Source organism: Streptomyces sp. NPDC050759 (assembly GCF_044456945.1).
Taxonomy (GTDB): domain Bacteria; phylum Actinomycetota; class Actinomycetes; order Streptomycetales; family Streptomycetaceae; genus Streptomyces.
On record NZ_JBITGI010000007.1, the window covers coordinates 95,788 to 114,077 of the forward strand.

The 18,290-nt window shown below is 69.4% G+C and carries 13 protein-coding genes and 1 pseudogene; 9 read left to right on the top strand and 5 right to left on the bottom strand.

The window, feature by feature from the left end; genetic code table 11:
• Nucleotides 1-30: 30 nt before the first annotated feature.
• From ACIBJB_RS21900 to ACIBJB_RS21920, 5 genes are all read left to right on the top strand, one after another.
• On the top strand, nucleotides 31-492 hold the full coding sequence (locus ACIBJB_RS21900) for a flavin reductase family protein (RefSeq protein WP_398932773.1): 462 nt from the start codon (nucleotides 31-33) through the stop codon (nucleotides 490-492).
• Between the two features lie 28 nt (nucleotides 493-520).
• Nucleotides 521-1,912: a PucR family transcriptional regulator gene (locus ACIBJB_RS21905; RefSeq protein WP_398932774.1), complete on the top strand. Its 1,392-nt coding sequence runs from the start codon at nucleotides 521-523 to the stop codon at nucleotides 1,910-1,912.
• Nucleotides 1,913-2,446: 534 nt separating this feature from the next.
• A complete protein-coding gene (locus ACIBJB_RS21910; protein ID WP_398932775.1) occupies nucleotides 2,447-2,797 on the top strand; it encodes a hypothetical protein in 351 nt (116 codons plus the stop codon).
• Nucleotides 2,794-4,398 (top strand): cation acetate symporter, encoded by a 1,605-nt coding sequence (locus tag ACIBJB_RS21915; protein ID WP_398932776.1) that lies wholly within the window; start codon nucleotides 2,794-2,796, stop codon nucleotides 4,396-4,398. Before ACIBJB_RS21910 ends, ACIBJB_RS21915 begins: the two co-directional genes overlap by 4 nt.
• Nucleotides 4,399-4,663: 265 nt before the next feature.
• Complete coding sequence (locus ACIBJB_RS21920) at nucleotides 4,664-5,725, top strand: catalase family protein (RefSeq protein ID WP_398932777.1); 1,062 nt, start codon at nucleotides 4,664-4,666, stop codon at nucleotides 5,723-5,725.
• A 595-nt stretch (nucleotides 5,726-6,320) separates the two neighbouring features.
• Here the strand turns inward: ACIBJB_RS21920 and ACIBJB_RS21925 are convergent.
• From ACIBJB_RS21925 to ACIBJB_RS21940, 4 genes and pseudogenes are all read right to left on the bottom strand, one after another.
• A complete protein-coding gene (locus ACIBJB_RS21925) occupies nucleotides 6,321-6,626 on the bottom strand; it encodes a hypothetical protein (protein WP_398932778.1) in 306 nt (101 codons plus the stop codon).
• A 48-nt stretch (nucleotides 6,627-6,674) separates the two neighbouring features.
• Entirely contained in the window at nucleotides 6,675-6,764 is a 90-nt protein-coding gene (locus ACIBJB_RS21930) for a transposase family protein (RefSeq protein WP_398932779.1), read from the bottom strand.
• Between the two features lie 1,200 nt (nucleotides 6,765-7,964).
• Nucleotides 7,965-8,114 (bottom strand): annotated as a pseudogene (locus ACIBJB_RS21935) (hypothetical protein); the annotation flags it as partial.
• 225 nt (nucleotides 8,115-8,339) lie between these two features.
• The gene (locus ACIBJB_RS21940; protein WP_398932780.1) at nucleotides 8,340-8,900 is read right to left on the bottom strand and encodes a hypothetical protein; all 561 of its coding nucleotides are present in this window, start codon (nucleotides 8,898-8,900) and stop codon (nucleotides 8,340-8,342) included.
• Nucleotides 8,901-9,515: 615 nt separating this feature from the next.
• On the opposite strand from ACIBJB_RS21940, the gene ACIBJB_RS21945 reads away from it, so the two are divergent.
• The 3 genes from ACIBJB_RS21945 (at nucleotide 9,516) to ACIBJB_RS21955 (ending at nucleotide 12,587) form a co-directional block, all read left to right on the top strand.
• Nucleotides 9,516-9,788: a helix-turn-helix transcriptional regulator gene (locus ACIBJB_RS21945; RefSeq protein ID WP_398932781.1), complete on the top strand. Its 273-nt coding sequence runs from the start codon at nucleotides 9,516-9,518 to the stop codon at nucleotides 9,786-9,788.
• Between the two features lie 162 nt (nucleotides 9,789-9,950).
• The gene (locus tag ACIBJB_RS21950) at nucleotides 9,951-10,829 is read left to right on the top strand and encodes a DUF6083 domain-containing protein (RefSeq protein WP_398932782.1); all 879 of its coding nucleotides are present in this window, start codon (nucleotides 9,951-9,953) and stop codon (nucleotides 10,827-10,829) included.
• Between the two features lie 294 nt (nucleotides 10,830-11,123).
• Entirely contained in the window at nucleotides 11,124-12,587 is a 1,464-nt protein-coding gene (locus ACIBJB_RS21955; RefSeq protein ID WP_398932783.1) for a UvrD-helicase domain-containing protein, read from the top strand.
• 346 nt (nucleotides 12,588-12,933) lie between these two features.
• Here ACIBJB_RS21955 and ACIBJB_RS21960 read toward each other — a convergent pair whose 3' ends face one another.
• Nucleotides 12,934-15,717, bottom strand: a complete 2,784-nt coding sequence (locus ACIBJB_RS21960; protein ID WP_398932784.1) for an AAA family ATPase — start codon at nucleotides 15,715-15,717, stop codon at nucleotides 12,934-12,936.
• A gap of 310 nt (nucleotides 15,718-16,027) precedes the next feature.
• Here ACIBJB_RS21960 and ACIBJB_RS21965 point away from each other — a divergent pair, with 310 nt between their 5' ends.
• On the top strand, nucleotides 16,028-18,277 hold the full coding sequence (locus ACIBJB_RS21965; RefSeq protein ID WP_398932785.1) for an FUSC family protein: 2,250 nt from the start codon (nucleotides 16,028-16,030) through the stop codon (nucleotides 18,275-18,277).
• Nucleotides 18,278-18,290 lie beyond the last annotated feature (13 nt).

Sequence of the window (18,290 nt, forward strand, 5' to 3'; positions counted from 1 at the left end):
AGCCGTCGGCAGGCCACGCACAGTGGGGCCATGAGCGCCTTGCGAGAGACCATGCGGCACGTGCCGTCCAGCGTCGCGGTCGTCACCGCGCTGCACGAGGGTGTTCCGGTCGGGATGACGGTCGGATCGTTCACCTCGGCGTCGCTGGACCCGCCGCTGGTGTCGTTCTTCGCCGGAAACTCCTCCACCACCTGGCCGCTGATCGAGCGGACGGGCAGATTCTGCGTGAACGTGCTGTCGGCGCAGCAGCCTCAGATCGCCACCGCGTTCGCCGCCCGGGACGCCGACCGGTTCGGTGGACGGGACTGGACCACCAGTCCGCTGGGTTCCCCGCTGCTGGACGGCGTTCTGGCCTGGCTGGACTGCGAACTGCACGCGTTGCACGCGGTCGGTGACCATGTCGCGGTGGCCGGTCTGGTCCGCGGGGCGCACGCGGTCGGCGATGCCAAGCCGCTGGTGTTCTTCCGGGGTGAACTGGCGGCGCTGGGTTGACACGACCCGGGCTGATAAGACTGGGTGGATGACCGGCGTCCCGCACGACTGGATCGTGCCCCTCGCCCCGCGGGACACCCCGCAGGGGGCTCCGGAGCCTGCCTGCTCGGCGGTGACCATCGCGGTTGCCACAGCGGTGCTCGGCCCCGGACCGGTGGCCTGGGGCGTGCAGACCGCGCTGGAGATCACCGAGGAGATCATCCAGAGAGTGCCCGAACACGGCGGCGGTCCAGCCCCGTTCGCCACGCTGCGATCGACGGTCGAGTCGACCGTGCTGCTGGCCCTGCGCAACCTGCTGGACGATGTCCCACCCGGCGACGAGACGGTCACCGAGCAGGTGGCCCCGGAGGAGGCCATCGCGGGCGGCGCGGAGTTCGCGCGCCGGGGAATCCCTCTGGACCGGGTACTGCGCGGGGTGCGGATCGGCCACGCCCGGCTGCACCAGGCCCTCAACGCCGTCATCGACGCCCTGCCCGAGCCCGTGCGCCGCGTTGAGAGCCATCGAGTGAGCGACCTGCTGTTCGCCTATGCCGACGCTCATGCCAGCCGCATGGCCGAGGAGTACCTGGCCGAGCGGGTCCGCTGGGAGGCGGGCTGGGAGGCCCAACGCCGCAGCATCGTAGAGGATCTGCTGGCCGGCAACGCTGTCCCCGCCGACACGGCCTCCGTGGCGCTCGGGTACGAACTGGCCCGCCATCACCAGGCGTTCGTGGTGACGGCGGGCGACCGGCACGTCACCGGCGCCGACCTGCGACGCTGTGCCGAGGACCTGTCCCGTGCACTGACCCCGGACGGATGGCTCAGCCTGGCGGTCGTCCCCGGCCAGGTGTGGGCCTGGGCAGGCTGGCGGTCGAGCCCCAGGCCGGGCCACTGCGACCCAGTCCGGCTGCTGCGGCCGCCGCCCGGGATCCGGGTGGCCGCCGGGCCGGTGGCATACGGGCCTGAAGGAATGCGCCGTGGCCACCTGGGAGCACGCGAAGCCGACCGGGTCGCCACTATGTCTGGACCCGGATGGTGGTGGGACTACACCGAGATACGGACGCTGTGCCTGGCCACCACGGACGACGAGCAGGCTCGCTGGTACGCCCAGGACGTCCTCGGGCCGCTGCTGGCCGGCGACGATCGCACCCGAGAGCTACGCGAGACCCTGCGCGTCTACCTGGCCTGCGAGCGCAGTCCCCAGAACTCCGCCGAGCAGCTTCACATCGCCCGCAACACCGTCACCTACCGCGTCCGCAAGGCCGAGGAATTGCTGGGCCGTTCCATCGGCGACCCGATGGAACTGCGCCTGGCCCTGGAGATCGCCCGCACTCTTGATCTGGAATCCGCGCAGGGCCGCCGGCCTTGGCCCGGCGGCGCGAGCCGTCCCCGCCGCGCACCGCGTTCAACACCGAGAACCCCTCACCAACCCGCAGACTGATATGCGAACGACGCAAGGGCTGATACGTGCCGCGAACTGGGCGCCGGCCGCATAGAGCGGATCTGTATCTATCGACCTTCTTCGTCTCGGGTTCTGTGTCAACTTCAGTTGTGTTGCCTGCCCTGTTTCACCGGCTTCAAGGTCCTGCGGCCTTACGTGGTGAGACCGTCTACTGGCGCGATCGTCAATGTGATCGCCTGACTGAACCGCTGGTCGCAGGGCTGGTGTGAGCGAGGCGTCGGTGCTCAGCAGGTCGCGGACGGCTGTCGGCGTGATGATCGTCTACGACGGAGCGGGGGTCCGTCATCGCCGGGACCAGCGCCACATCCGGGAGGACGTTCTCGCCATTGAGGTGCCCGCTCTATTGACGATCAACCCATCGTCGCTGATGATTTCCTCACCTTAGGGTCCGTTGTCCCGCGGAGAGGACAGGGCCCTGGGAGGCGAAAGCCCCAAAGACGCGGCTCTCGGAGTCCGAACCGGAAGCGGTCTGCGTCTTGTCGCCCCCTGACCGTCGCCCAGAGAGCTGATCCCTTGCACATCCATGACTACCCGCGCGCCTCCAGACCCGCAGCAGCACCCGAGTACGACGCCCTGTACCGCCTGTGGTGGCTGTCGGGCCGACTCAGGGCCCGCCTGCTCGTACTCAACCTGACGGCTGTCGCAGTTCCCCTCCTGCTTGCCCTGTTCCTGGGAAGCCGTCTCACAGCCGCGGTGGCCGGCGCGTTCACCGTCGGCATGCTGGTGCTCGTCATCGGGGTGCTGGCCATCATCGCGACAGCTCTCTGGTACGACCGTGCCTGCCGAGGTCAGTGTGACCGGCAGGCTGACGAATTGCGTGGTCGGGCAGCGGAATTCGGGTCCGGCACCGGGGGGCGGCGGTGAAGACCGGCGCCATCCTCGCGGCTGCGGATTCCAGCCTTCTCACGCCCCTGATGGCCTTCCTGCTCGTCGTTATCGTCTCCTTTCTCCTCTGCCTGGTCGCAGGCGTGGGCAACGACACGGTGGCCGACTTCTTTACGGCCAACCGGTCTTTCACGGTGGCCAAGAGCACTCTGGCGCTGTGCGGCGATTCCATTCCGACCACAGCCCTGCTCGGCTCGGTCGGCATGGTCGCCCTGGGCGGGTACGACGGCATGCTCGTCGCCGTCAGCGCCGTCGCTGCCCTGGGCGTGCTGCTGTTCCTGTCCGAACCGCTGCGTAACACTGGACGGTTCACGCTGGGGGCTGTTCTGGATCTCCGGCATGCGGGTGCGGCGACCAGGGCCGCTGGCGCGGTGATCACGCTCGCCGTGTGTCTGCCCCTCACCGTCGTACAGCTCACCGTGGCCGGTGATGTCACGGCCTACGTCCTGGACGTTAACCTTCCGGGGGCCGGTCAGGTCTGCACCGTTCTCATCGGGCTGTTGATCGTCTCCTTCGCCGCGTTCGGTGGCATGCGCGGCAGCAGCATGATCGAGATCATCAAAGTGGTGATCGTCTTCGGTACCGTCCTGGCGGTGAGCTGCCTGGCGCTGAGCCGCTCACACTGGGACCTCGGCGCCATGCTGGACGCCGCGGCTCGGAGCGGCGGAGGTGCCGACTCCTTCTACGCCCCAGGGCTGTTGTACGGGGACACGACGACCGGCAGGCTGGACTTCGTCTCCCTGTGCCTCACCGTCCTCCTGGGCTCGGCTGTGTTTCCGCACATCCTCATGCGGGTGAGCGCTACTCGGAACGGGCCCGCAGCCCGACGTGCCACCAGTTCCGCCGTCGTCGTGATGACCACCTTCCACGGTTTCATGGTGCTCACCGGCCTGAGCGCGGCCGCAATGGTGGGCGCCGGCGCCATCACGTCGGACGATCCTCATGGCGACACAGCTCTGTTCACCCTCGTCGACACCCTCGCCGGAGTGAGCGGCGGGCTGCTGTTCACCGTGGTTGCCTGCGCCGTGTTCGTCACCGCCCTCAGCACCGTGGCGGGCCTCACTCTTGCCGCCGCGGCCTCGCTGGCCCACGACCTCTACGCGGGTTTGAGCCGTCGCCCGGTCAGCGAACGACGCGAGATGCATGTGGCGCGCACAGCCGTGATGGTCTTCGGGGTGTGCGGAGTGTGCCTGGCGGTCGCGCTGCACGACTGGAGCATGGTGTCCCTGGCTTCGTTCGCCGCCGCGCTGACAGCTTCCGCGGTGCTGCCCGCGCTGGTGTACAGCCTGTTCTGGAAGAACTTCACCAGAGTAGGACTCTTGTGGACCCTGTACGGATCACTGGTGTGCTGCGCCGTCCTCGAAGCTTTCGGACCCGCGGTCTCCGGCAGTCCCCTGGCTCTCTTCCCGGGTCGGGACTTCCACTGGTTCCCGCTGCAGAACATCGCCCTGGCCTCGATCCCCGTCGGCTTCCTCCTCGGCTGGGCAGGTAGTCAGCTGAGCCGTGGATCTTCTGATCGGGGTTATGCCGAACTGCGGACCGCGATGCTTCTCGGCCGCGAACCGGTCGGATCGGCGTGAGTACACCTCTTCCAGAACGTGGGGATGCTCTCGGCCCTCAGGCGGAGGCCGACGGGGAGTTGCGACCCGGCTTCGACCTGCCGCGAAAGCCGATGCGACATGGCGTCGATGTGACGCCGATGCACGGTCGAGGCGGCGACGCCGGCGCGTGACCGGCAAGAACTGCCGCTGCCTGGCGCCCCGCCCGCAGAGCGCAGAGCATCCAGTCCTTCAACACCCTGCTCGGCCGCGAGTACTTCTTCATGCCCGGCCTCTCCGCCATCCGGTGGCTCGGCAACATCTGCCCCTCACCCTCGCGCGGAGGCCCCATGACTACACCCGTTCATACGTCCGCTACAGCCCCGATCTCGCCGACAAACACCGGCACGGCCTGCGCGACGCCCACGCCAAGAGCCATGGCGTCCTCGCCGGCGAACTGCGCGTCCGGTCCGGCCTTTCGGCCCCTCTCGCCCAGGGCCTCTTCGCCGAACCGGCCACCTACTCGGTGATCGTCCGTTTCTCCTCCGCACCCGGCGACCTGCGCTCCGACCAGGTCCCCGTCCAGCGCGGCATCGCCATCAAGGTCATCGGCGCGCCCGGCCCCCGCGCCCTCGACGACGGCCACACCACCCAGGACTTCCTCCTCGTCAACCGCCCCACCCTGCCCTTCGGCAACATCGCCGAGTACGCCAAACTCCAAGACCTGCTGGAAAAGCAGCCCAGCCAGAGCGACCAGCAGCTCCAGCTCACCGGCGCGGCCGCCCGCGTCGCCGCCAAGGCACTCACCCGCGTCGGACGCCCGCTCCCACCGGCCGTCGAGACCCTGGCCGCCGCCAACCACCACAGCCTCGGCTGGACCTTCCACTCCATGGCCGAGCTGCGCTACGGCGACCACGTCGCCAAGATCTCCGCCGCGCCCCGCTCTGCGAACGTCCGGGCCCTCACCGGCAGCCAGGTCGACAAGAAGGCCGGCGAGTCGGCACTGCGCGACCTCGTCGCCGACTTCTTCGCCCACGACAGCGCCGACGACATCCGCGCCCAGCTGGGCACGGACCTCGAACGGATGCCCGTGGAGGACGCCTCCGTCCTGTGGCCGGAGGAACTGTCACCGCACGAGACCGTGGCGGTCATGCATCTGCCGCCCCAGGACGCCTACAGCGACGCCCGCTGTCGCCACGTCGACGACGTCCTCTCCTTCAGCCCGTGGCACGCACTGCAAGCCCACCGGCCGTTGGGCTCCATCATGCGGTCGCACCGAGCCGCCTACCCCGCCTCCAGCGACTTCCGCCACCGCTTCAACGGCATCCAGCCGCAGGAGCCCTCCAACATCAAGGAGCTTCCCGCCTGATCAGGAGGGAAGCTCTCCGTACGCGAACCGTTGGGATGGAGAGGCGCGCAGGGAGGCGATGTGGGCGCGGACCATCTGATAAGTGACGGGGGCGTCCTCGGCTAGCAATTCGCGGTGCAGCCGAGTGACGCTGGTGCAGCCTTCGGTGAACCGTCGTTCCAGGTAGGGCTTATAGGGATCCAACCGGCTGGGCCTGGGGCGGTTCTTGCGGAGGGTGTTCTGCCAGTGCGGGGCACTCGCATAGCGCAGCAAAGTTTTGAGGCCCCAGCCCAGGCGCCGGGCAATCGCCCGCCGGGAGTAGCCCTGCTTGAGCAGTTCAGGTACCAGGACATGGCGGCTTTCTTGCGCTGGGCCCGGCGGCCGGCAGGCCCCGGATCTCCTTGCGGCATGTCCGTGTTCGGCGGCGTGGGCGGCGTCGGGACGCGGAGGCACTCGAGGTGGGCGGCGACGCAGGTTTTCACGCCCGGCCAAGGCCCTGCCACAGGTGGAACCGGTCGGCGACCTGGAGGGCATCGGGGGCGCCGAGCCGGGCTCCCTCGGCGTAGGCTCCGGCTCGGTCCCGAAAGATGATCTCAACGCCGGGATGCGCGGTGAGTCACGCGGCGAGCGGTGCCGCTTCCCGGCCGGGAAGAACGTCGATCGGGCGGTGGCGTTCGCCGTCCGTGATCACAGTGGCGTACGACTGTCCGCGCCGGGTGGCGAAATCGTCGACGCCCAGCACCCGCGGCGTGCTGGACTGCGGATCCGGCAGCGCCATGACCCGGCGAAGCAAGGTCATCCTCCCTGCGTCGAAACCGAGTTGGGTGGTCAGCCGGGAGCTGGCCCGTCCGGCCAGCGCCAACCCGATCCGCTCCAGGGTGCGGTTGAGCCGGCGGGCGAAGCGTGCCTGCGGGCTGGTCAACTGCGTGAACGGCTCGGCGAACGTCCGGCGCGGGCAGTGGGCCGAGCCTCAGATGAACCGTCGGACCGTCAGCAGGATCACGACGCGGAACTCACCGAGCGGGAGATCTCTGAGCCTGCGCTGGTAGGAGTCGTGCACCCGACGTGAGAAGCCGTTGCAGTCAGGGCACGATGCTCCGGCCCCTCAGTCTCTTGCCACCCCGTCGACTGTGCCGAAGGCGGCGGTCACCGCCTCGACGGCAAGCTCGTCGATCCCGTCGAAAACCAGCGAGTTCCAGAACGATGCGTCGGCCTGCATGACCAGCACTGTCACAAGCCACAGCCGCAGCAACGGATGCCTACAGGTATCTGCCGAAGTGTCACTGTCTACCGTTCCACGGCGCGGCGTACTCGGTCTCACACCCGATCGGTGCATCGCAATCGAACACCGCGGTCACCCTCAGCGACCGCTCCCTGAGATCTGTGCCAGAACCCAGTTCTCATCAACATTTTGCGGTCCGGCGATCGACAAGTGCTGCCCGAAGTCGTCGGCAACCGGTGTCGGCTGCCACCTCCAAAGCCACATGCTCAACGACGAGACTTTGCAGCTACCCCGAACCAGCACATGGCCTTCACCATCCCCCGCCTGGCCCCCCGTTGACAGATGATGACATCATCAGCCACGATTCAATCGTCAACATGGCGCTGGGGCGGCCCTGCTGTTCGAGCAATGAAACTCCACGGTGATACATCTCGCGGTTCATAGCGGATTACTGGGCCAATTTGCGCACTGTCCAAACTGGCGATTTCAGCAACTCCTCGATCGGCGAGACCCAGCACCTGTGGCGACTGCGCATGAAAGACAGTTGTCGAGCCTGCGAACAGAGGCCTGCATCCGGCGCAGACGCTTTGGAGTCCATCCCTTTCTTGCGACCAGGAGGTCTCATGAAACCGAGTAATACGAAACGTCAGTTCGTAGGCGCTGCAGTGACAGGTATAGCAGTGGCTCTGATCGGGCTGGGCGTATCCGTTCAGCCCGCAGCGGCGCTGGACCGGGTCACCTGCGACGCCAACGGCGTGTGCCACGTGGATTTTTATGGTGGTGATGGGTCGACCATCCACCCGCCACGGCCCTAATAGGGTGGACGTGGTAGATGCCTCGATGATCTGAAATCTCGGTGGGTCCGAAGGTCGGTGGACGGTCAAGGAGTACGCCGCCGGTCCGAGGGCCACCGCGGAACTCGCCCCCACCAAGAGCGGGAGCGTCCGGGCTCCCGTCATCACCTCCTTCTCATCGCCTTGAGGGGATGGTTGCCGATCGAGGCTCGGGAGCTGGCGTTGTCCGAGAAGGTCTCGGTCTTCACGCCGACTGCGTGCCGGTGCCGATCCGTTGGGTGAGCTTGAGCATTTCTTCGACGTGGTAGATCTCGGTGATCTTTCCGTCAACAATGCGCATGATGTCCTGGCCGTTGATATCGACCGGGTTGCCGCTGGCGGGGAACCCGAAGGCGTCTCCGGTGTGGGGGCGCGGTCATCCGCCATTGGAGGACCACCCAGCCGCCGGGGAGCTCCTCCTGGAACAAGGCCGCCCCGAGGAGCGGCAACATGCAGCGGCAACTCGACACGCCCATGCACGGGACCGGCCAGCTGCAGAGCTGTCCGCGACCCCATGGAGGTCCGCACGACCCGCCTGATGCCCGCGACCGACGAGTGACGGTCCGCAAGGGGCCGCCGTTCACCGCCCCGCCGCAAGCGTCCAGTGCACATCGCCTGAATCCGGGCAGATCCGCCACCCCTCCAGAATGCCGTTGGCCGTCAGACGGCTGATCACGCAATGGAACCCTTCATCGTGCAGGCCGCAGTCACGGATGATCCGGTCGCATTCACTCAGCCCCTCTCCCGAAGACGTATCGCTGCGTGCCGCAAGATAGACACCCGCCAGCCGCAGCCGCGGCTCTACCCCACCGATCCGGGCAGGGCACCCTATGCGCAGTGCCCAGTCGGCCGCGCGCCGCCGGTCGGGGCGGGCCGGTGACTGGGTGAGCAGCGTGGCATCGCGAAGCTCCGCAGCCATCCCGACTGCTCCGGGGCCGTTCACCACGCTCACCCACTGCGCCCGCTCCAACTCGCGACAAGCCTGCGCCGCGTCGATACAAAGGCTGCGCAGCAGGCCCGCGCGGAGTTCGACGTGCATGTACGCGTTCATACGCAGGGCGCACTGCAGGGCGAGGAGCCTCGCCCCGGCGGACACGTCCGCGGGCAGGGCCGCAGCCAGGTAGCTGAGGATCTCGCCCACGCGAACACGTTCCCCCGGCCCCCGGCAGGGCCGGGGGCCGCGCGGCCGCACGGAAGCCGGGTGGAACGGTGCGGCCAACACGGTGTCGGGCACGACGGCGGCTTGGGTGGTTGCCGCGGCACAGGCGCCGCACGCGTCGGCGAGGCGCCAGACGCGGCCGCCGCGTTCACAGGCCAGGAGCAGGCGGATGGCCCCCGCGCACCCTCGGTGGCGGCGGTGCCAGCGGCAGCCGCGCTCGTGACACTGGCAGATCCGCAGGTGAGGCGCCCTCAGATCACCGCGGGCATGGTGGGCGAGATGGGCCAGGGCCGCCGAGCGCGCAGACTCCGCCGTGACCCGCCGGCCGTCCTGAGGGCAGTGCTGGCAAACGAGGACGAGCCCGCCGGTCTGACATCTCAGTTCCACTGTCCAGGTCCGCGGCGCCTGACACACGGTGCGCAGCCTCATGGGCGTGTGCCCCTCCCTTTCCGATCCGGCGCCAACCCCACCGTGCCGTACGGCGGGGCGGCCGACACCGTAGTGCAGACCCCTGCCCTCCTGCCTGTGGAGCCTTCGGGAGAAATAGGGCAGAGGTCTGCACTGACAGGGCAGGGGTCTGCACCGTCGGATGGTTGGGTGACGATCTTGCCACCCGATCCGGACCTCAACGCGCTCCGACTGGAGTTGGGGCGTCTGCGGGCTGAGCGCGGTTGGAGCTATGACGAACTCGCCTCCCGCAGCGGTCTGGCCAGGCGTACTCTGATCGAAATCGAGCAGGGCCGCACCGTCGGCACCCTCAAGACATGGCACGCCCTCGCACACGCCCTTGACACACCGTTCGACGAGCTCTTCGCCAGCCTCTGCCACGAGCACGACCTACCCGGCACCGAAGACAGCTCCGACAGCTGAACCGGGCCTGTACACCGCCGACGGCAGTTCACCCGATCCGGCAACGCGGCGTCGAATGCGTGAGCCGTCATTCGCACTGTTGTCGCCCGGCGCTGCTCTACCCGGGGGCACATCCGGGCCGGGTGCCTCCGGTGGGGCGTGTCGGCTGGCAGGTTCGCCCACATGCACTCTCCCTCCTCTCCTTCTGCGCGGCGCTGGGACGGCAGCCGCGCGAGTACGCCTCAGCGGCGATCCCTGCGTATCGCCCCTGACAGCGCCAGCCGGTTGCTGCGCTGCGGCCAGAACGCTTCCTGCCGCGAATGCGGCAATCCGGTCGAGTGGTACCCAAGGACCGACGACCGACTGGTGCAGTTGCATCCGTACGAACTGCCGGTGGCCGGGGTGCCGGAGTTCTGCCGCTGGCACGTCAGCCGGGGCATCGCCCATCCCGCGGGCGACGGGAGCAGCTGGTGCCGGCTGGCCCATGAGGTGCTGTGCCCAGCCCGCCCGACGCCGACGGCCGCGCCGCAGTTGTCCGGGCTGCGCCGGTCCCTTGCCCTGTGCACGCGCCGTCTGCTCGACACCGGAGTTCTCGCTCCGCCTGCCACACGGGCCGACGGGCCGGCGGGCGAGGCCGTCTGCCGTCCGGCTCGGCCCGTCGTGCAGCTGCTGTTCGTCCGCTACCTGGCCTCGCGTCCCGTCGATGAGATCCAGTGCGTCGCCCAGACCCGGCGCCGAACCCGCTGCACCGCCGAGATCCTCGGCTCCAGCGGGTTGCACGGAGTGTGGACCCTGGTACCCGTGACCGCGCACCACGGTCAGCTGGCGCTGCCGTCGGATGTCATGGCCGTCTACAGCCTGTCCGCGCTTCCGTACCAGGAACAGCTGCGCTGCCGCACCCAACGGTGTCGGGACCATGCCGCCGCGTCCACCGCCGGCGACCTCGCCGTCGCGGACTGGGAACCCTTCGACCCACTCCGCCACCACGAGCACATCCACACCCGCCTGCCCACGCACGGGCGCCGTCCCGGCGGCCCCGCACCCCGGCGGGTCCGGCCCTGACGCATCAGTACGCCGTCGAGATCGTCCTGACCCGGCCCGCCACCGCTCGGGAACCTCACCGGGCCCACCAACGGATCACGGCCGACCTCGCGCACAAGCAACGCCAGCGGCACCACCGCCTCGAATGGCAGATGCAGCGCCGCTCACCCACACACCCCGGAAGAAGTTCTGGCATGCGCCGCAGGCCGCCTTCTGCAGGTACGTCTGCCGCACTGAACCCGTCGTCGCCTCCCCCGCGAGAGACAGCCACCCGCTGCGCCGCGTCCCGACCGTTCCCATCCCAAGGAGCCCACGTTGCACACCCCCACCCACGAACAGATCCACGCAGCGGACACCTTCCGCGCCGGCCGACACCTCGCGCTGCAGGCCGGAGCCGGAACCGGGAAGACCAGCACGCTGTGCCTGCTCGCCACCGACACCAAACGCCAGGGCCGCTACCTGGCCTTCAACAAGGACATTGCGCGGGACGCCGCAGCCCGCTTCCCGTCCACAGTGCAGTGCCGCACCGCCCACGCCACCGCCTTCGCCGCACTCGGCCACCGCTATGCCGACCGGCTCAACAGCCCCCGCCAACCAGCCTGGAAGACCGGACAGTCCCTCGGCATCCTCCGGCCCGTGCGGATCGCCGACCACGAGATCAGCCCAAGAACCCTGTCTCACTACGTGCTGCGCACCGTCACCCGCTTCTGCCACTCCGCCGACGCCGCTCTGGCCCCCCACCATGTGCCGCACCTGCGCGGCCTCGACGTTCCCGCCGACCACCGGCAGTTCACCGAACTCGTGCTCCCCTTCGCGGCAAAGGCATGGGCAGACCTTCAGTGCCCCGGCCAGGGCGTCGTCCGCTTCGAGCACGACCACTACCTCAAGATGTGGGCGCTGACCGGGCCGAAGATCGAGGCCGACTTCCTCTTTCTCGATGAGGCCCAGGACACCAACCCGGTGCTGGAGCAAGTGCTCATCGCGCAGCGCGACCACACCCAGCTCGTCATGGTCGGCGACTCCGCCCAGGCCATCTACGGCTGGCGGGGCGCAACTGACGTGATGACCGGCTTCGACGCCGAACAGCTGACCCTGACCCGCTCGTTCCGCTTCGGACCGCGGATCGCCGACGAGGCCAACCGGTGGCTCGCGCTTGCCGGTGCTCCCATCCGGTTGACGGGAACCACCAGCGTTCCCGCAGAGGTCAGCAGCGTCGACCACCCTGACGCCGTGCTGTGCCGCACCAATATCGGCGCCATGACAGAGGTTCTGTGCCTGCTCAGCGAAGGTCACCGCGTCGCCCTCACTCGAGGAGGCCAGCAGCTGGCACAACTCTCTTCTGCTGCACGCGATTTGAAGGAGGGGCGCCGCACTCATCACCCCGAACTGGTGTTGTTCTCGTCCTGGGGTGACTTGCAAGACTACGCCGCTTACGATCCGGCCGGCCGCGACCTACAGCCCTTCGTCGACCTCGTCGACACCCACGGCCCCGACGCCATCCTCGCCGCCGTGTCCGAACTCACCGAAGAAGCACACGCCGACGTCACCGTCTCCACCGCCCACAAAGCCAAAGGCCGCGAATGGACGACCGTCAGGATCGGCAATGACTTTCCCCAGCCGAAGGACACCGACCCGGGCACAAGCGCGGCTGCCCAGGCCGCGAATGTAAGCGACACGGATGCCCGTCTCGCCTACGTCGCCGTTACTCGCGCACGTCACCAACTCGACCTCGGCGGCCTGGCATGGAACGCCACTGCCCCGGCCAACGAAGGCGGATGACGCCACAGCCCCCGAGGGAGCCGATTCCCCCAACCGCCCACGATCAGCGTGGCCTAGCGGCGGCCTAGCCAGCCCAGTCCGACATGTCGGAAGACGTATCCGGCGCATTCCGGCGCATTCACCTCGCTGGTGTCGTCGCAGGTAGAGCTACTGTCAGTGACAGGGAGTGAACATGCGCGACCATGATTTGCCAACTATCTCTCTCATGATTCGCCAACAAGACTTCTCCACTCGAGCGTGACCTGCGCGTCTCAGTCCATGATTTGCCAACTAGGGTTCTCGGTCACAGTCGGGAGACGCCCGGCAGGGCACGCGCGTCAGCGCGGATCCGCGGCGGATTCGGCTGTCAGCTCTGGACGCCGGTGTCTGACAGGGTGCCTTCGAGTACGTCGCGGAGTTGCGAGCGGGCGGTGATGCCCAGCTTGGGGAAGACCCGGTAGAGGTGGGAGCCGACCGTGCGCGGTGAGAGGAACAGCTTTTCCCCGATCTCGCGGTTCGTCAGGCCGCGGGCGGCCAGTTGGACGATCTGCTGCTGCTGGGGGCTGAGTTCGGAGAAGGCACTGGGCACGATGTCGGTCGCCTCGATGCCGGCGGCGCGCAGTTCTGCCTGTGCCCGCTCGACCCACGGCCGCGCGCCGAGGCGCTGGAAGGTTTCCAGGGCGGCGCTCAGCATGGGACGGGCCTCGGCGATACGGCGCCGGCGCCGGAGCCATTCCCCGTAGTCGAGCCGGGTCTGCGCCCGTTCGAACGGCCACTGCTCACCCGCGGGCTGCGCGAGCGCGGCCTGGAAGAACGGCTCCGCGTGTTCGGGATCCGCCAGCAGGGCGCGGCCACGGTCGATCAGCGTGGCCACCCGTGCGGACATGCCCGTACCGAGGTGCCGTGCCGAGCGTTCCAGTAGCTGTGCGGCGTGCTCCTGCCGTCCTCGGCGAACGGCCGCAGCCGCAAGTTCGGCCAGGACGGTGTAGGAGACGTGGTAGTGGACCGGATCGCCGTCGTCGGTGAACGCGGAGCGGAACTGTATGTATGCGGTGTCGTAGTCGCCCTCGGCCACGGCCGCCATTCCCAGGGCCCGGCGGGCGAAGACCGCGACGGAGCGGCTCTCCAGCGGGTCGACGAGAGACAGGGCTCGCTCGGCCAGCCGGCGTGCGGCGGCCGGGTCGCCGAGCAGGGCGACCACTGTGGCGTCGAGTGCCTGAGCACACGCCTCGGCGTGGTCGAGTCCGGCGGCCGATGCCATGGCTGCGATGTCGGCAGCAACCGAGCGGGCCTCGGCCCATCGGCCCTGCTCCAGGCGGGTCCAGCCGGCCGCGCATCCCAGCCCGTCCGGGAGCGGGCCGTGGGCCTGCCACTGGTCGAACGCCTCGTCGAAGGTCCTGGCGGCGAGGGCGGTCTGGTCGAGCAGCCAGGCGACGATGGCCAGCGCGGTCAGGCGCTGGGCGTCGCTCTTGGCCTCGGCGATGAGCTCGGGCAGCACCGGCGCGAGGGACGCTCCTGCGCCGCCGGGGTCGGAGACGGCCATGACCCATGCGTGCAGCGCCGCTCCGGCGGCATCGTCGGGCATGCCGGAGAGCAGGCTCTGGATCTGTCGCTGCTGGGACTCCGCGCCCGAGTAGTAGCGGACCACCGCTGCCGCGGCCAGCGCGTCGAGTACTAGCGGTGACCGGGCGTTCGCCGCCTCGTCGGCGACGCGCATGAGCAGCGCGAAGGCTGCTGTGTGACGGGGGCCGAGAGACATGAGCCGGCCGGCGGCCAGCGCGGCTTTGCCCAGCAGTGCCGGGTCGTCGGTGCACTCTCGGACTGCGGCGGCCAGGTGCTCCACCCAGCCGAGCTGACCGGTGAAGACGGCGCTGGCAGCGGCATCCGCCAGCAGGCGCGCCCGGTCCTCGCGGTGCGGGCTGAGTTCCGCGGCGCGCTCCTGGGCCGCGGCGGCGGCCGCGAAGCCGCCCCGGCGCCGGGCCCGGTCGGCCGTCTGCTGCAAGGCGGCCGATACGTCCTGGTCGGGGCGTACCGTCGCGGCGGCCAGATGCCAGGCGCGGCGGTCGGGCTCCTCGCGCAGCAGTTCCGCGAGAGCCAGGTGCGCTTGGCGGCGTTCCTGGAAAGACGCGGCATGGTAGACGGCGGAGCGGACGAGCGGGTGACGGAAAACGATCCCGGATCCGTCCTGGCGTACGAGACCGGCCCGGTCCGCGGGGACCCATGCCTTGTCGTCCGCCTCGGACAGCCCCATGGCGGCTGCCTGCGCGTCCGCCGCGTCGGCGGCAGCGAGCAGCAGCAGGACACGGCGGGTCGGTTCCGGCAGGTCGGCCGCGTGCCCTGCGAAGATCCGCTCCAGTCGGTCGGTGACCGGCAGCGGGCCCTCCACACTGCTCCCCTCGGGGTTGCGGACCGCGGTGGCGTGGGCGAGTTCCACCAGGGCCAGCGGGTTGCCTGCCGCTTCCTCGAGGATCCGCACCCGGGTTCGGCCGGTGGGCGGCGTGGGCTGCCGGTCGAGCAGTCGGTTCGCCGCCGCACCGTCCAGCGGGCCGAGTTCGAGGCGCTCGTACCCCTTGTCGAAACCCGGCAGCGTGGCCGCGGTGCGGACTCCGAGCAGCAGCGTGACGGGCTCGCTGTCCATGCGCCGCGCCACGAAGGAGAGAACGTCCAGGGATCCGCGGTCGATCCACTGCGCGTCGTCGACCACCACCAGCAGCGGGGCGGTCTCCGCCAGGTCCGACAACAAGGTCAGAACCGCCAGACCCACGACCATCGCGTCGGGAGTCTCCGCGCACTCCTCGAGCCCCAGGACCGAGCGGAGCGCGGCGCGCTGGCGCGACGGCAGATCCTCCGTCTCACCGAGTACCGGGCGCAGCATCTGATGAAGACCCGCGAATCCGAGGTGGGCCTCGGATTCGCTCCCCACCGCTCGCAGCACTCGGCCACCCGCGCTCCGTGCGCTGTCGGCCGCGATGCCGAGGAGTGTGCTCTTTCCGGCGCCGGGGTCACCCGTGAGGATCAACACGTCGCTGTGCGACCGATCGGCGCCGACCCGCCGGACTATTTCTGCGGTCTCGGTTTCCCGGCCGACCAGTGCCAGACCGGAATTCCGCGTCGAGCGCCGGTCCCCACGAGCCTTTCCATCGTTTTCCACGGATGCTCCAGGGAATTGAGATACCCCGGATAGTAGCGTCGCCGCGCGGACATCGTGGCGAGGCGACCGCAGACCTCCGCAGGCCTCGAGCCGTAGGTCTCCGCACCGTCGGCCTCGGGATCGCCACGGCGGGACAACCGGCCGGCAGGCGCAAACGCCCCGTCCGGTGGCCGACCAGCACCGATGCAGTCACGTGACGCATACCGGACGGAACCCCGCATGCCGAGACTGGGGACGCGGGCGGTGGCCGGTCAGAACCCGAAGGCTCCCGCATGGCCGTGGACATGCGAAAGGACCTCCGGAGATCCCCATGGTGGCAAGGACTACGACATCGCTGTGGGACCGCTTCGCCGCCTTCGACCCCGGGTTCATGCGTCTGACCTCCGCGATGCGCGCCGTAGTCGGCACCGCAGCGACCCTTGCCGTGCTGACAGCGCTGCGAGCGCCGGAGACGGCGCTGGTGGTCGGCGGCTTCACCGCGATGACGACGTCACTGGCCGTCAGCGACCTGCACCCGCGCAACCAGCTCATCACCCTCGGACTCGGCGTTCCGCTCTCCCTCGCGTCTCTGTCCGCCGGAGCCGCGCTGACGCCGTATCCGACAGCAGCCGGGCTGATCTTCCTTGTGGTGATCCACCTCGCCGTTCAGGCCCGCCGGTTCGGCCCGCGCGGTCTGGGCCTGGGGATCTTCGGTTTCATGGCCTTCCTGCTGTCTCAGTTCACGCAGGCCCGGGCAGACCGCCTTCCGCAGCTCGGGGCATCGGTACTCGTGGCGTTCGCGGCCGTCACGGCTGTCTGGTACTGCGTCGGCCCCATCACGGCGTCCGAAGCCCTGAGGCGGCTGCGGCACGCGTTCGACGTGCGTCTGCACGACGTCCTGCGGGACACGGCTGCGATGATCGCCGCCGGGCAGGACATCGACACCCGGAGCCGATCGTTGCAGGACCGCCTCGACGCACTGCACGCGTCTGTGCTGCTGATCGAGGACTTCCTCGACGAGCGCGCCGCCGACGAGGACACCGAGGCCCTGCTGCCGCACCTCAGCCGGGTGGAGGTGGCCGCGCAGCGCCTGGCCGTACTGGCGGTCCGTGCGATGCGCACGCCGGCGGCACGCAACGATCCGGCGGAACGGACGGCGCGACAGCGGCTCGCCCAGCGGATCCGGGCTCTCCGGCACCAGCCCACCGTGGGAACCACTTGCGCAGCCGAGCGGTGCTCAGAGGCGTACGAAGGCGGCCTGGCGAACCGTCCGACCGGCTCCGCACTCGTGCTGGACTGCTTCCCCGCGGTCGACGAACTCGCCGAAGCCCTGCGGGTTCTCGGCCCACGCGTCCGCCCGGCCGGACGCCGGACACCTCCACGCAAGCAGGCCTCACCCACCTTCGGGGCGCTGCCGCACAGGGACACGGACACCGACAGCCTGAAGCGGGGAGCCACCCGCCAGGCGTTTCAGGTGACGGCTGCCTCGGCCCTCGCCATCGCGGGCGGTCATCTCCTGTCGCCGCACCTGTGGTACTGGGCCGTCGCGGCCGCATGGGTCGTGTTCATCAAGAACGAGAGCACCGGCGAGGTACTGCTGCAGAGCCTGAGGCGGCTGGCGGGCACGGTCCTAGGCGTGGTGTTCGGCTACGGCCTTGCCGCCCTGGTCGGCGGAGACGGCCCCGTCCTCCTGGTCCTGCTCCTGCTGTGCATGTTCGGGATGTTCTACACCCCGTCGCACGCCTACTGGGCCGTGACGTTCTTCATCACCGGCACGCTCGGCATGCTGCTCGCGCTGATGGACACCTTCTCGCCGCACGTGCTGCTCCTGCGTGTCCAGGAGACCGCGCTGGGAGTGTCCTGCGGGATCCTTGCGGCCGTCCTCGTGCTTCCCACCACGGTCCGCCGGGCCAGTGACGACGAACTGGTCGGCTTCCTGCGCGTCCTCGACCGCCTCCTTCGGACCGTCGCGGCAGGAGGCACGAACACGGAAGCCCCGACGGGCTGGGTCCGCGCGGCACACGACCTCGACCAGGCACTGGAATCGTTCCGCAAGGCCTGCCTGCCCCTCACCCATCCGCTCACTCCGCAGCGCCGGCGCCGTCACCACGTCCGCCACCTGCTGGAATTTCTTGAAGCCGGCGCGTACCACGTACGGAGCCTGGCCGCCACGGCCGAACGTCTGCCGGCGGGCCACGTCCCGGAGTGCGCCGCCGGCCTCACCGCCGCGGCCGAACGCGCGCACAAGACCGTGACCCACCTGATCCGCGTCGCCGGTCATGGACCGGGCGCCGCCTCCGACTTGGCACGCCCCACGGCTGTCAGGGCGCTGTCCCGGCTTTCGGAGGAGCAACGCGTGGGCCGCAACTGGCCGTCGCCGGAGCACCGCCTGCTGCTGCACATCGATCGCCTCGACGCGACCCTGACCACGCTCGTACGGGCCTTGGACCCACTCGCCTCGGACCCCGACCGCACCACCGTGGTCCCCTCCGAGAGCGTGGACATCCCGTTGCCCCACGGCCCGGCCCAGGCTCCCGCAGTGAGCTGCGCCGTCCTCACCGACCGGTGCGCACGCGCCTAGCCGGATAGACCAA